We start from the raw sequence: 14,933 nt of genomic DNA, 5'->3' as shown, positions 1-14,933 counted from the left end.
TGCTCACCCCTTTGCTCTCTCGTATGCTTGGTGCACTACTCTCGTCGTCAATACCTTCGCCAATTGTGTCCGGTAGGCCGCAGAGGCGTGCAGATCCGATTCAGGCTCCACACTGCCTGCCACCACATCGGCCACTTTTTGCAGTGCTGCATCCGTAAGCCTTTCTCCTGCAAGAAGTTCTTTCGCGTCACTAATTAAAAGGGGAATCGCCTCGACCCCGCCAAGAGCCAGCCGGATATCTGAAATTCGGTCATGAGCATCAAGCTCAAGCTGACAAGCGGCGGCTACAAGAGCAAAATCCCCATGACGCCTCGCCACTTCCTGAAAGGAAGACCCGACCCGTCCCTTCCAAATAGGCAAATGAACTTCAGTCAGCATTTCGTTGGGCATCATGTCTGTCGTTAGAAATGTGAGAAAAAAATCCTCCGCCTTCACGCTTCTTGTTTCGTCTTCTGAAGAGATATGAAGCGTGCCATTGAGCGCCATCATTACAAGAGGAAGCTCGGCACTGGGGTCGGCATGGACAATGCTTCCTCCGATCGTTCCACGGTTTCTCGTTTGAAGATGGCCGATATGTGCAACCGCTTCGGTAACGAGACTGCATTGATCTTTGATGAGTTGTGATGTCTCCACCGTATTTTGCCGGGTCATCGTCCCGATCTTCAACACATGATCATCGCTCTCGATAAAATTCAGATCCTGAAGACCGTTAATGTCAATTAAACATTCAGGTGTTGCCAGCCTCATGTTCATAATCGGCACCAGGCTCTGTCCCCCTGCAATAATCTTGCCGTCAAAACCGCTTGATTCGAGAAGAGACAGCGCTTCCGGAAGATCCTTAGGACGGTAGTAATCGAACTTGGCCGGTTTCATTATGTGCTCTGCCCCTTTCTTTAGGCGCTCTGTTCCATTCGTTTTAGTTCCTTGCCCAGTTTCTTAAAAAAGTCCTGAATCACCAGTTTTGCTACCCCTCCGAGCATTCGCTGGCCGACCATCGCTACCTTTCCGCCTACTTCTGCTTCATAGGAGTAGTTTAGAAGAGTCGAGCTTTCGCCATCCGGCGTCAAGTCTACGATTCCAACGGCTTCTACCGTTCCCGGAGCTCCTTCACCCTTGACCGCCAATTTGTAATGACGGGGCTCTTCCAGGTCGAGGATCTCAATCGTTGAAGAGTAGTTTCCTTTGATAGCAGCAATTCCAATGGACAGCTCTGCTTCATACTTGTTGTCACCCACCAACACAAGTTTTTTGCAGCCCATAATGCATTTTTCAAGCACAGCAGGATCAAGGAGCACTTCATACGCTCTGTTTACTCCTGCCTCCAATACCATATTTCCTTTTCCTTCCATCAGACGGTCACCTCTTTATTTTTGTTTTGCTTCGCTTGATTCAGAAGCGTCCAAATTCGATTGGGACTCAGCGGTAATGTGTCAATTTCTATTTGATATGGAGTGAGTGCATCACTCACCGCATTGGCGACAGCCACTGGCGCACTCATCGTATTGCCTTCCCCAAGGCCCTTGGCACCAAGTGGAGTCATGGGAGATGGCGTTTCGATATGCTTGATTGTCACGTTCGGGATTTCCGGGGCAGTCGGACACAAATAGTCCATGAATGATCCTGTTAGCAGCTGCCCTTTGTTGTCGTATACGAGCTCCTCATAGAGCGCCCCGCCCAGCCCATGGGCAAGCCCGCCAAAGATTTGTCCATCGACGATGAGTGGATTCAGTAGTTTCCCGGCATCGTGAATCGTGACATAATCGAGAATACGAACCTCCCCAGTATCCGGGTCAATCTCCACTGTTACCAGATCAGCCACAAATCCGTACGTGACGGATGAGTTGATGAGATCATTTTCATCAGGCGGCTCAGCCGCTTTTACAGAGTAATAGTATGTTTCATAGATTCCAGGCTCCATTCCTTCTGGAAGAGAAAGAGGATTCCAATGGGCAGATCCCGCCGCTCTTTTTAATGCATATTTTTTTGTCGGGTCGTTCTTTTCATAAAAAGCTCCGTCTCGCAGTTCCAGTTCACTCTCACTCACCTTCATCTGGTGAGAAGCAATTTTCATCAATTTTTCCTTCACCTTGTGCGCTGCATAAAAGACTGCGCTTGAACCTAATGAAGCAAAACGGCTTGAATAGCTGCCTGACGCAATGGACCAGGCGCTTGTGGACGTGTCCAGCTCTGCCACCACCTTGATTTTATCCGCCGGAATGCTCAATACCTCAGAAACGATTTGTGCCGCAACGGTTTCATGCCCTTGTCCGGAAGGTGTTGTACTGATCCTAACATTCACGCTTCCCATTGGATCCATCGAAACGGTAGCCGCTTCCGAACAGCCCGATTTCGGCAACGATTTTGCCCGTTCTTCCGGAGTCAGTGCCACCGTGATATATCCCATGTTAGACCCCGAAGGTTCGACAATGCAGGCAAGACCGACACCGACGATTTTCCCTTCCTTTCTTGCTTTTTCTTGTTTTTTGCGGAATTCCTCATACTTTCCGGTCTCCAGTGCCAGTTCGAATCCTTTCATATAATCCCCGCTGTCATACATGCCGCCTGAAGCCGTTTTGTAAGGAAACTGTTCTTTTTTAATGAGATTTTCACGAATAACATCCGCCGGATCCAGATTCAGCTCGAACGCCACCCTTTGCATGATCCTCTCCAGAGGAAAATACAGTTCCTGGCCACCGTAGCCTCTGATCAGCCCTGTAGGCAGCTTATTCGTCATAATGGCGTAAGCATCAATATGCAGGTTGGGAATATCATAGGCACCCGTTGAATTTGCGTGTGTACGGTACAGGCAGGCGGGCTCGGGAGCCCTGATGTAGGCACCAACATTATCGATCATCTTCATGCGCAGCCCGGTTACCTTCCCGTTGTTCTTGACCGCCGCTTCAATATAGGTTACCCTGTCCGTTCCGCTGGAGCTGGCCGACAGGTGCTCCTGGCGGTCTTCAATCCACTTTACCGGGCATCCGGCAATCCGGCTTGCCACCGAAAGGAGCACCATGTAGGGAAAAGTTCCCGCTTTGATGCCATAGCTTCCGCCAATGTCCTTTGGAACAATAATTCTCAGCTTATTGCTTGGTATTTTCAGTGCCTGAGCCATGATGGCCTGGATAACAAATGGTCCGTGAAAATTAGCGTGCACCGTATACTGATTTTCACTGGATTCATAGTTTGCGATAATTCCGTATGTCTCCACAGGGGTTGCGGTATATTTCGGAAAAAGGTATTTATGCTTAATGATCCTGTCCGCTTCTTCAAACGCCTGATCGACTTTTCCGTAATGAAACGTACGGTGATTGGCGATATTGGATCCAACGTTTTCATGAAGGATGGGGGCATCTTCCTCCATTGAACCCTCAATATCAACGACCGGCGGGAGCGCTTCATACTTCACTTTGATCCGTTCCATCGCATCCTCGGCGATATATCGGCTTTTTGCAACCACGACCGCCACAGGCTCTCCGACATATCTTACTTTATCAACGGCGATTGGATAATAATGAACGGGAGCGCTGACACCTACACTGAACGGCTCAAGGTATTTCTTCACCTGCTCACCGGTTATTACTGCTTTTACTCCTGGCACCTTTTCAGCCTCAGCCGTATCGATTGAAACAAGATTGGCATGGGGGCTGGAGCTTCTTAAAATGGCCGCTTGAAAGGTCTGGGCAGGGGTTCCGATATCATCAATGTATTTGCCTTGTCCGGTCAACAGCCGCATGTCCTCGACTCTTGTCACGGCCTTGCCAATAACTTTGCCCATTTTAGGAGACCTCCTTTTTTAATAGCCTTCTGTAATCGTCCTTGGTATCAATATCAAAAGGGTGACTTCTTCCCATTTCAACGGTTTGGGTCTCTCCGGAAAATTGCCTGATCACCTCGCGGCCCCCTTTGTCGCCCTTGACATCAAGCAGCCGGTCGAACATACGCCGTTGAAACAAGACAGGGTGTCCCTTCTTTCCCCGATAGGACGATTGATATATGGAATAAGCCTGGTTCCCCTGAAACTCCTCCAGAAGTAAATTAATCTCTCTGGTGGTGACAAGGGGCTGGTCCCCCAGCAGAAAAATGGCGGCTTCTGCTTCTGACGGCAACACGTAAAGGCCTGATTTCATAGACATCGACAATCCGCTGTCCGACTGATCATTCAAGAAAACCTTGCTGACCCCCGGAACAGAAGCCTCTGCAAGCAAACCGTCTACTTCCGGGTTAATCACAATGATTACACCGTCTGCTTTAGAATTTACAGCCGCATCTATGACGTGATGGATAAGTGTTTTTCCCTTGTGGCGCAGCATCATTTTTGGCGTTCCCATCCGTTTTGACTGCCCGGCTGCCAAAATGATGGCCCATGTGTTTTTTTGGGGAGTCACAATGCCAGTTCACCCACTTTCTTTTCCATGTATTTCGTGAAGCTCGTTTCCTTCATCACATGAAGAGGATTTCCGCTTCCCTTGTCTCGGTAGATCATGGTGATTTCCGCCAAAATACTGAGCGCAATTTCTTCCGGTGTTTTTGAGCCGATATCCAAGCCAATAGGACTGTGGAGACGAGAAAGTTGCTCCTGGGTAAGCCCGGAATTCATCTGATCCAACAGCTGGTACGTCCGTTTGTTCGGACCAAGCACCCCAATATATGGAGCCGCTGTTTTCAGTGACTGATTCAGAAAAAGAGCATCCTGTTCAAAATGATGGGTCATAATGACCACAAACGAATAGCTGCCTATCTGAAGGTCAGGCCATTCTCCTTTTGAAACACAAACGAGATGATCGGCCTCCGGAAAATATTGTTGGTTCACAAAAGCAGGACGATGATCGATGACAGTCACTTGCCAGTTCAATTGCTTTGCTCCCTTAATGAGAGGCACTGCATCCGGTCCTGCACCAAAAATGACCAGTTGTGGAGGAGGCGTGAGGGTTTCTGAAAATACAAGGGCCTCTTTCTCCCCGTAAGGGATGGAATATACCCCTGCCCTGGATTGATGAAAAGGAACCTGTTCACATACCCATTTTTCACCAATCAACACAGGGTCAGGCGCTTCTACAATAGTGGCGATGCTGACTTCATCGGCAAGTGCCGTTTGACAGATCTCCATGCTACGAGCTGCCTTTTCAGGGTCACCCAGTGAATCAAAGGGCTCCAGGAAAATATCAATGGAACCGTTGCATCCGAGGCCAAGGCCCCATAAATCGTCACCGCCACCTCGGAAATCATAGCTTATCGTTTTACAGGATGCCGACTTCAACACCTCTTTTGCGTGTTCCATGAAGTCTCCCTCAACACACCCCCCGCTTAATAATCCGGTTAACGTTCCATCTTCGCTCCAAAAGCATTTGGCCCCTGACTTTTGATAGGTAGAGCCTTCCGTACGGATAATTGTCCCCAAAACTCCCCGGAGACCGTTTTGGATACAGCGTTTCATTTCAAGATAAATCGGCAGCATCTACACACCTCCAGCTGATATCGTTAGTCCCCGCTCAGCCTCTAAATGAAATTGCTCACGGTAATCGCTCGGTGTTATTCCAGTAAGCTTTTTAAAGGTAGTGGCAAAATATCCCGAATTCGCAAAACCGGCATTGTTGGCAATCACTTCAATGGGCAGTGTTGACATTCTCAGCAGGGATTTGGCTTTTTGCACTCTGACAAACGACAGATATTCAACAAACGTCATTCCTGTTTCCTCTTTAAACAGTTTGCTGAAATAAGAAGGGCTCAGGTATACCTTGTCTGCAACACCTTTTAATGTGAGGGGTTCGCTGTAATAGATTTGCATGTATTGGATGGCGCTGCCGATCGGATTTTTCAGATCTGCAGTAAATGGCTCTTCATTTGATTTCATAACCTGGTTTATACTTTTGCTCAGAACAGGAATCAACACCCTGTCTAACGTTTCAATCAGTTCATTTTTAGAAAGCGGTTTCAATAAGTAACCCAAAAAACCGGCATTGATGGACGATTGAACGAGTTCAAACATCTTTAATTGGGTCATCACGATAATCGGAAGGTCCGGATACAACTGAAGAGCTATTTTGCCAAACGCTATGCCATCGGTATCTGGCAAAGAAATATCAATCATGAGTGCGCTCGGCTTGCTTTGTTTCAGCAACAGCATCCCTCGATGGGCCGTACTGGATTCATAAATGGATAAAAAGCTGTATTTACTTTCCTGAATGATTGCACAAACTTCTCTTCGGCATTGTTTATCATTATCGACAATAAGTAATTCCGACACGTGTGCCCCCCCTCACATCCTTAAAGTAACGCAATTACAAAATCAGCAGTTTTAAAATCGAGTTTTGATCGTTTTAAAATTTTGTTATAATTTTCTGATATTGTTAAGATAACCGACTATAAAAAGTCGAAATATGTAGAATCTTTATCTATATCAAACCATAATAACACCACCCCGACAACAGACAGCGAGGTCGTGTTTCCTTTTTTGTGAATTTATGAGATTACTTGCGGTTCGACAAAGAATACTTGCATATCACGTCATTTTCATAAACCCTCCTCCGAGCAGAATCTACAAAAAAGAGCGCTCAACCAATCGCTGCATCCCGGTCAATGACATAGACTGACATAAAGGATTTCAGGGTTCTTCTCTGAAAAAAATTCCATGGAGATGTTTGGCCCATTCACAGGATCGGCGTGACTAAAGGATTCCGTTTTGAGGTGCTTTTACAATAAACTTTTCGTAAAGATTGTTGCTTTTAAATAAGACAAGTTCAAATTTACTTTTTATGGTATTATTTTTCCAGTGCTTATTCAGCAAACGTAGCAGGATTGTGAAGGATAAACGAACAGGCGATACATAATAGGAGGTTCAGATATGTTTTATCGAAGAAAATTTTATACTGTTAAAAGTGATTTTGTTGAGGAGTTCAATGCTCACTTCAACAATACAAACTTACCTAATCAATTAAAGCATGGTGCACGCTTGGTAGGGAGATGGATGAGGGATAACAAGGACAATACTGTCGAAATTTTTGCTATATGGGAATATGACAGCTATGAAAAATATGTGGAAATTGAAACAAATGTGAAAAATGATAAAGCACATGTTCAAAGGATTAAAAATTGGTACGAAAAAAATGGCGGTAGAGAACAGGTGCTTAGTAAGTACATACTTGAAGTTAAAAATGAAGCACTAGAGTCTACACTAAAATAATTCATCTTCTATGCAAACTAGTATTGAATAACGAATACAGCCAGTCTATCGAAGAATGGCTGTGATTCTTTATACTATTTAGGGGGTTAAAAAAACAACAATCTATGCGAAAAGAGCCTTTTATTATAAATTGCCAGTTCGTCTTCAACTCAAGCACCTTTTGTTTACGTACAACTATTTACGTATCACAAATTTAGTGTTGAAGTCCTTTTCTACATTTTCATATTACTTACCTTTTGGGGGTTGTGCACCTGCAACCATTTATCAGCTTCGTTTATCATCCACGTTCCCATATCATCTAAAAAAACAATGATCGCATTTCCATTTTCTGTAGGATTAATAGCATATTTAACTGCTTGTTTCATTTCAGACTCTTTCTCTGGATAATAAGTAGAAAATATCTCATACGCCGGGTACAAGTCTCTTGTATACTTCCTTTCTTTCTCAATGACAAGTGCAAGACCTGCCCTAACGATGATTTTCATAATCCATACGCAACAATCCAATATATCTTCTTTATCGTCATTGCCTACAACGTCTTCTTTAGCTTGTCTGATTTGATTCTTTAGGTTAACAAGATGTTGGTTCCCAAGTGTTTTATCTGCCTTATAGTTAGGTAATTTCCCCCTTATATCTTCTCCATATACACAAACACTATGAGTCTTAATCATAAACGGAATGATTGAAAAGTTAATGGTTTCTATCATATCTTCAATGGAATAGAAACTAAACTCTACACCCTTTATGCAATCATATTTTCTATTCAAGTCATTTTCTGCTTTATCCACCCATTTCATGTCTATATCATTCGTTTCTCTATTCGTTATTGCTATTGTATCTAAGTCTGAAACCCCATATATACCCAATCCACGGGGAACTGACCCCCTGACATATACACTATGCAGATCGGAGCCTAAGTGTTTTTGGTAATTTTCTACTACCTCTTCTATCACCTTGTAAAATTCAGGTTTAACCTTCTCTAAATTTGAGTCGTTTATTATATAACCATTATCATTGGTCGAACAAAAACGTCCAATATTTTTAATATCAGTCAACGTATCTCCCCCTTGCTTTCTTTAAGTAATCTGCCCCGTTGGTTAGATGCGAAGCGCATATTGCCAGCATCCCAAGTGGCACTGATTTTGATCCACCCTACTTATTGTCCATTATAAAATATAATGTCATTTGCAGTGCCAAAAATAAGGAAACAAGCTAAAACTAGACTAAATAGGGAAAATGACGTGTGCCAATTCACACGTCATTTATTATGTCATTTGATCAATAAAGCAACCGAAAACGGAATCCTTTAATGTGTGACCGGTTGGCTTTTTTGCGGTTAGTTGCTTGCGGCATGATTTAGTTTATCACTTTGAAACAAAAAAGATCGGTGGATAAGGGAGATCTTCCGCCCATACACCTGCCGCCACACTAACATAAACTGAAGGATACTTTTGTTCGGAATAGAAAGGAGAAATTAACTTTGGGCAAATTCCGGATCATGACCTTTGATGGAGGCGGCACTTTGGGGGCATTAAGCTTACAGCTTTTGAACCGATTGGCGAAAGTAACCCCGCAGCTCGTCCGTAAAACGGATCTTTTCGCCGGCACTTCCGTCGGTTCATTCACCGCCCTTGCGCTAGCCAGCGGAAGAACGCCAAAAGAGACCTTCCGTTATTTTAAGGAAGAAATTCTGCCGGCATTCAGTGTTTCCCGGCCAGGTGGACCTGTTTTCAACCAACAATTACCGTATTCCGATTTCATTCAAGCGATACGAGAGTTTTTTCCGGATGGCCTCCGCCTGAAAGACTTAAACCGCAGAGTGGTTGTGCCTGCGTTTCACTTGTACGACCAGAAATTGGATCGTTGGAACGTTGTCCTATTCCACAACTTCCCCGGTTCTCCCTATTTAAATGAAAAAGCGAGCGATGTCATTCTGAGAAGCAGCGGGGCTCCCGCTACTCAACGTGCCTATCAGAACTATGTGGATGGGTATATCTTTGCAGCAAACCCCAGTGCAGACAGCATCTCGTTGGCCGTTGGGAAGGCTGGTGTACCTCTCGACAAAATCGCGGTTTTATCCATTGGAACCGGTGAATCCCCGACACGCTTAAAAAGAGACACCAGAGGCTGGGGAATGGTGAGCGCAGATAACATCCGTCCCGAAAACCTGGAGGATTTGCCTCCAAACTGGGGCGTCCTCTTAGACCATGCAACAGATGAACCGTTATTGCCCTTTCTTCAAGTGACCGGCAGCAGCGCCTCGTTTAATGCAACCATGATCAGTGGCAATCTGCTGGGCAAACGCTTTTTTCGTTTAAATCCGCGCATCCCCAGCCTCTCCCTAACCGACCCTGCCTCCGCTCCCATTGTCATCGAGATTGCGAACGAAACCAATTTGCAGCCGGTTGTTCGTTTTGTGGAGAACTATTGGGGTGTATGCAAGTAGACTGACGTTGGCGAGAGGAGAACTTGACTAAATTCTATTAGTTTTGAGGCATTTTCGTGTGAAAAAGAATGCCTTTTGGGTTATCCATGCAGATTTAATCTAAACCGTTAGTGGATAAGGATAGGCCTCAACAACCTACGCTGTTCAATTATCCTGCCCGGTCGTTCTATTGACTTTTGTTTCATACACCAGCATAGAAGATTGATCGTCATCGGGAACAGCGTACATTTTTATTCCTTGTTTCGTATTTTCAAGAAATACTGGATTCCGTGTCACAACATGTCCCTGAGTCGAAAACAGAGTAATGGGCAATTCGTGAACCATATCCATTGTTCTCATATCTAGTAAAGCTAGTCCACCTAATTCATATTTATCATTGGCAGATCCATGTTGTGGCAATTCAGTAATGCCACTGCAAATCATGCTATCTTTTCCTGCGTTTTCACAATCCTGATAATCGATGAAATGACTAGGGTTATTTGATTTGCTAAGTACTTTTCCTTTTTCATTAAACTCATAAAAGGATCTTGAACCCCAACTTACAGCTTTTAAAGTTCCATGTTTTCCATCACGAAGAATTCCACCAATGTGGTCATTTGCGCGGAACACTTCCTTAGATTTCATTGTTTGAGGATCTATCTTGTATATGATTGACTTGCTGTTTGGGCGGTATTCGGCAGCGGGAACCCAAACCGATTTACCATCATAGGCAATGCCACCTGGGTGGTATATACTGCCTTCACCAAGCTTAATATCCTTTAAAAGTTCACCTTCATTATTGAATACAAAAAGGTGGCCAATGCCTTTACCTGGTGTACGGTCATAACCTTCTTGAGGCTTATTGTATTTTACCGGTTTTTCTATGATTTCTACGGAAGACATGTAATAAACGTCTCCAACTTTCGTCATTCCTTGTGGATGATAAGTGTTAAATTTAAGATCGATTTTTCCTTTTTGTTCCCAGGTATTATCCCGTGTAAGGTCTTGAAATTTCTCAACCATTTCATTTTCTTCTTTCCCGGAATTATGAGCATCAGCGTAGACAAACGCAGTTGATAAAGTACTAATAGCAATGGTGGCTGCTATTGCAAAAATTACTTTTTTCATTATTCATCCTCCTCAGTTTATTAATATCAAGTTGTCTTTTTAACCTTACACAAAGGATATTAAGAAAGAGTAATTTGATTATTTGATATTTGTAAACTTTTGCTTACAAAATACAAGAACAAATTTACCTGAGGACATGAACTTAAGCAAAACACCACTGCGATCGGACCTCCTCCATAGTCATTCAGTAATTTTTGGCGATAAAGGAAGGGATAAGGCCGCCAGCAGCTTGTGCTCGGTTGGCTTTTTTGTGTTTACTCGGGGTTCAACAAAGGGAGTTTTTTCGCCCATACAATTGCAACCAAACTAACATAAACTGAAGGATACTTGTGATCGGAATAGAAAGGAGAATTTTCTTTGGGCAAATACCGGATCATGACCTTTGACGGAGGCGGAGTTTTGGGGGCATTAAGCTTACAGCTTTTGAACCGGTTGGTGAAATTAACGCCACAACTTGTTCGTAAAACGGATGTTTTCGCCGGAAATTCCATCGGTTCCTTTACCGCTCTTGCGCTAGCCAGCGGAAGAACGCCAAAAGAAACCTTCCGTTTTTTCAAGAAAGAAATTCTGCCGGCATTCAGTGTTTCGCGGCCAGGTGGTCCTGTTTTTAATCAGCAATTGCCATTCTCCGGCTTTATTAAAGCGATTCGGGAGTTTTTCCCGGATCACCTTCGTCTTAAAGACTTAAAACCAAAAGTTGTTATTCCTTCGTTTCACTTGTACGACCCAGAAGTGGATCGGTGGAATCCTGTGCTGTTCAACAACTTCCCTGGCTCTCCCTACTTAAATGAAAAAGTGAGCGATGTTATCCTCCGGAGCAGCGGCGCACCCACGGCACAACGCGCCTACCAGAATTATGCGGATGGCTATCTCGTCGCAACAAACCCATGTACGGCCTGCATTTCGTTCGCAGTTGGTAAAGCGTGCGTCCCTTTGAACAAAATTGCGGTTTTATCCATCGGAACAGGCGAACAGCCAACACAGTTAAGAAGAGATACCAGAGGCTGGGGAATGGTCAGCGCAGATAACATCCGTCCTGAAAACCTGGAGGACCTGCCACCGAACTGGGGCGTCCTCCTGGATCATTCAACGAATGAACCGCTGCTGCCCTTTTTGCAAATTACCAGCAGCAGCTCTGCCTATTATGAATCGATGGTTAGTGAGAACCTGCTCGGCAAGCGCTTCTATCGGCTGGATCCACGCATCCCTAATTTCTCTAAAACCGATCCAACCGTCGTCCCCGCTTTGATCGAGATTGCAAATGAGACTAACTTAGAACCTGTTGTTCGATTTGTGGAGAAGAATTGGGGTTGATGTTAGGAATGTAAGGAAGCCGCCCAAATCGGGTGGCTTTTTGCTGTTTGCTTGTGGTTTACGGGGATATATCGTGTTAAAAAGAAGGCATTTGAGTTATTAAAGCAGTTAAATAGAGTCCGCAAAACGATTTTAGCCTCTTATCGGCCAATTTATTGGAATAGAAGAGGATTTTACCACGCCTCTTACATAAATTAACTTATAAGCGAATTTAGGCTATTTATCCGCGAATTCTTGCTCTTTATCTGCGAAAATTCCTCTATTATGCGCGAACCGTTTATGCTTAATAAGTTTCAACAAATTTCGCTATATTTATTTCAACCTCTCTCCCTACGCACAAAAAAGAAGAGGCCCCCACAAGCCTCTTCTCCTGCATCCGATCCATTCACCTATTACCTGACCCATAGGCCTTAATGATATCCTGATTAAGGGAATCGGAGTTAGCTAATAACTTATTAAGCTCGAAAATGGAAGCGGGAACTAAACGTTCTCGCTTCCATTTCATAAGTCCATTTTAAGGTTGTTCTATATTCAAGAACTAGGTTTCTTTCAAATGCTTTTCATAAAGGGACTTGAATTGTTCGGCTATTTTTATTGAATCATGGTGCTTTTCAGTATACTCTCTGCCTTTAATCCCAAGTTCCCTCCGACTTGCGGGGTTAAGGATTAAACCTTTTAATTTTTCGTAGATTGTATCCGGATTAGCATTAAGGATAGGAATTTCACGAGGATACTTTTCATATAGGTCATCACGAATATAACATAGTACAGGCTTTCCTAAAGCCATTCCTTCAAGACTTAATACACCAATTCCTCCAATGCATATTTGATCGATTAGGATATCTGCCTTCTGATATACTTCTTTTGCTGTCGTATGGTTCATGTTCTCCACTAGTTTGAAATTAAACTTATAACCTTCAGCTTCTAACCGTTTTATCGCATCCAATACAAATGCAGTTCCTTTTATTTCTCTATGAGAGGGAGCGTGAACAATTAAAGGAATTGGGGTATCAGGATCAGGAAATATTGGAGAAAAATTAGATATATCAATGGGTTGCCGGATAACATGTATATTATTATAGAAACCTTCAATATAAGGAAAAAGCTCATGATCAGCGATAATGGCATGATCAAAAATCTTACCCCATTGAGTCAAACGGTTTACTAACATCTTCTCATTACTCCATTGCGGTTTCACTTTGACATAGGGGTTCCCAAGGTTTCTAGCAATAGACAGTCTTCTAACTTCCGATCCATGGTGCTGAATAAGCAAAGGTTTACCTGTTTGTTTTACTACCGCAAGATCCTTCTCAGTTGGTGTATAGGGAACACCAGTCGGCATATCATGAAAATGAAAAAGATCATATTCGTTAGCTGCCTTTTCAAGGAAATCCCTCATTAAATTTTTAACATTTGATCCAGACATCTTTTCCATATTTAAACAAATATCAGGTTTGAATCTAAATGAATGAGTCTTGAATTGTACAGATGTAGAATCCACACCAATTTGTTTAAGGGCATTAGATTGAATTATCATAGGTAAGCTATTTGGAAAATGTAAAACCTTCAATTCATATTCTCCCTTCTGCTAAATCCCACAACGGTAATTTTCATCAACAAACTCCTTATTTAAAAGATTTTTTCATTACATTTTATAGTATGCAAAAAGGTATGTGGTTGTCCTTAAAACGGGGGATATTTTCTATTAGCTGATTCAAAAATTAAATTAGAATTAACGGTAAATGCCTCAATCACTTTATAAATTTATTTCATATATTAATTGAGGAAGTGGATTAATAACAGTTCAAAAGGTAGGTGGGTTACTGGTGACAGAAAAGTTGAAAATATTGATTTTGGTAAAAGAATTCTGGAAAAATCTACCTAAACATAAGCCGAAATTCGATATGATTACTGCCATAGAAAATTATGCGGATATACGATTTTGGCACAGTAATGGAAACATTTTTGACATTATAAAAAAACTAAACTTTATGCCTGATTTTATTCTCCATTATGATATTGCAAATCACTATGGACTTTCCCCGAACATTACTGGCCTTGGTCAAACTAACATTCCAAAGGGATGTATTGTAATAGATTCCCATAATAATCCAGCGAAAAGAAAACAGTACTTTAAAGATAATAAAATAGACTTAATTTTCTCCGTTACAAAAGAACACTTTTTGAAGACTCATCCTGAATATAAAGGAAAATTCAGGTGGTTTCCTTTTTCGATAAACCCCAGTATGTTCAACGACTGGAAGTTGGACAAAGAGATTGATTACTTACTTGTTGGACAACTATATGACCAAATGCATAAAACTCCTAATAACACAAATACACGTAAGGGGCAATATCCTTTCAGAGAAGAAGTACTGAATAGGATGCGTGATGTTAAAGGTTTTGTCCATCATCCACATCCTGGACATATGGCCCCAAGTAACGCTTTTCTTAATGAAAAATATGCAAATGAATTAAATCGATCGAAGATTTTCTTTACATGTGGCTCAGTTTACAAATATCCAGTACTTAAATATTTTGAAGCACCTGCATGTAGGACATTGCTCCTGGCCGAGCCAAATCAGGACATCCTGAACTTAGGATTTGAAGATGGGGTTAATTTTGTAGCTTGTAATCGGACAAACTTCTACGAAAAAGCTATTTATTATTTGGAACATGAAGAAGAAAGGCGGAGGATCACCGATAATGGCTACCAATTTATCCATACTTGTCATACAAATGATGTTAGAGCTAGGAACATAGTAAACGAAATTGAAGAATTTTTAGCCACTAGATTAAATAAATAAGTAAATTTAGTCCTCCAAAATTCGGGGAATTCCCCCGGAAATGGCGAGAAAAAGTTTGGGGATAAAAGTAGTGGTG

General features: G+C 42.8%; 13 protein-coding genes. 4 read left to right on the top strand and 9 right to left on the bottom strand.

Going from position 1 to position 14,933, the window contains the following annotated elements; genetic code table 11:
• Positions 1-3: 3 nt before the first annotated feature.
• From DMO16_RS18210 to DMO16_RS18185, 6 genes are read right to left on the bottom strand one after another with little or no spacing between them, the layout of a single operon-like run.
• On the bottom strand, positions 4-873 hold the full coding sequence (locus DMO16_RS18210) for an FAD binding domain-containing protein (RefSeq protein WP_129479134.1): 870 nt from the start codon (positions 871-873) through the stop codon (positions 4-6).
• Positions 874-893: 20 nt separating this feature from the next.
• Positions 894-1,349 carry an SRPBCC family protein gene (locus DMO16_RS18205; protein ID WP_129479131.1) on the bottom strand — a complete coding sequence of 152 codons (456 nt, stop codon included), beginning with the start codon at positions 1,347-1,349 and terminating at the stop codon, positions 894-896.
• Complete coding sequence (locus DMO16_RS18200; protein ID WP_129479129.1) at positions 1,349-3,778, bottom strand: xanthine dehydrogenase family protein molybdopterin-binding subunit; 2,430 nt, start codon at positions 3,776-3,778, stop codon at positions 1,349-1,351. Before DMO16_RS18200 ends, DMO16_RS18205 begins: the two co-directional genes overlap by 1 nt.
• A 1-nt stretch (position 3,779) precedes the next feature.
• Positions 3,780-4,388, bottom strand: coding sequence for a nucleotidyltransferase family protein (locus DMO16_RS18195; protein ID WP_129479127.1), 609 nt, complete (start codon positions 4,386-4,388; stop codon positions 3,780-3,782).
• Positions 4,385-5,458 (bottom strand): XdhC family protein, encoded by a 1,074-nt coding sequence (locus tag DMO16_RS18190; RefSeq protein WP_129479125.1) that lies wholly within the window; start codon positions 5,456-5,458, stop codon positions 4,385-4,387. Before DMO16_RS18190 ends, DMO16_RS18195 begins: the two co-directional genes overlap by 4 nt.
• Entirely contained in the window at positions 5,459-6,247 is a 789-nt protein-coding gene (locus tag DMO16_RS18185; RefSeq protein WP_129479123.1) for a response regulator transcription factor, read from the bottom strand.
• A 597-nt stretch (positions 6,248-6,844) separates the two neighbouring features.
• Between DMO16_RS18185 and DMO16_RS18180 the strand changes: the two genes are divergently transcribed.
• A complete protein-coding gene (locus tag DMO16_RS18180) occupies positions 6,845-7,183 on the top strand; it encodes an NIPSNAP family protein (RefSeq protein WP_129479121.1) in 339 nt (112 codons plus the stop codon).
• Between the two features lie 212 nt (positions 7,184-7,395).
• On the opposite strand, the gene DMO16_RS18175 is transcribed toward DMO16_RS18180, so the two are convergent.
• Positions 7,396-8,238 (bottom strand): nucleotidyltransferase, encoded by an 843-nt coding sequence (locus DMO16_RS18175; RefSeq protein ID WP_129479119.1) that lies wholly within the window; start codon positions 8,236-8,238, stop codon positions 7,396-7,398.
• A 425-nt stretch (positions 8,239-8,663) separates the two neighbouring features.
• Between DMO16_RS18175 and DMO16_RS18170 the strand changes: the two genes are divergently transcribed.
• On the top strand, positions 8,664-9,629 hold the full coding sequence (locus tag DMO16_RS18170; protein WP_129479112.1) for a patatin-like phospholipase family protein: 966 nt from the start codon (positions 8,664-8,666) through the stop codon (positions 9,627-9,629).
• Positions 9,630-9,773: 144 nt separating this feature from the next.
• On the opposite strand, the gene DMO16_RS18165 is transcribed toward DMO16_RS18170, so the two are convergent.
• The gene (locus tag DMO16_RS18165; protein WP_129479110.1) at positions 9,774-10,736 is read right to left on the bottom strand and encodes a DUF6454 family protein; all 963 of its coding nucleotides are present in this window, start codon (positions 10,734-10,736) and stop codon (positions 9,774-9,776) included.
• 357 nt (positions 10,737-11,093) lie between these two features.
• On the opposite strand from DMO16_RS18165, the gene DMO16_RS18160 reads away from it, so the two are divergent.
• Positions 11,094-12,050 (top strand): patatin-like phospholipase family protein, encoded by a 957-nt coding sequence (locus DMO16_RS18160; protein WP_129479107.1) that lies wholly within the window; start codon positions 11,094-11,096, stop codon positions 12,048-12,050.
• A 538-nt stretch (positions 12,051-12,588) separates the two neighbouring features.
• On the opposite strand, the gene DMO16_RS18155 is transcribed toward DMO16_RS18160, so the two are convergent.
• The gene (locus tag DMO16_RS18155; RefSeq protein ID WP_129479105.1) at positions 12,589-13,620 is read right to left on the bottom strand and encodes a glycosyltransferase family 4 protein; all 1,032 of its coding nucleotides are present in this window, start codon (positions 13,618-13,620) and stop codon (positions 12,589-12,591) included.
• Between the two features lie 256 nt (positions 13,621-13,876).
• Between DMO16_RS18155 and DMO16_RS18150 the strand changes: the two genes are divergently transcribed.
• A complete protein-coding gene (locus DMO16_RS18150) occupies positions 13,877-14,857 on the top strand; it encodes a glycosyltransferase (protein WP_129479103.1) in 981 nt (326 codons plus the stop codon).
• Positions 14,858-14,933: the final 76 nt, after the last annotated feature.

Source organism: Fictibacillus sp. S7 (assembly GCF_004127935.1).
GTDB lineage: Bacteria > Bacillota > Bacilli > Bacillales > Fictibacillaceae > Fictibacillus_C > Fictibacillus_C enclensis.
This window is presented reverse-complemented; position numbering and strand designations above follow the sequence as displayed.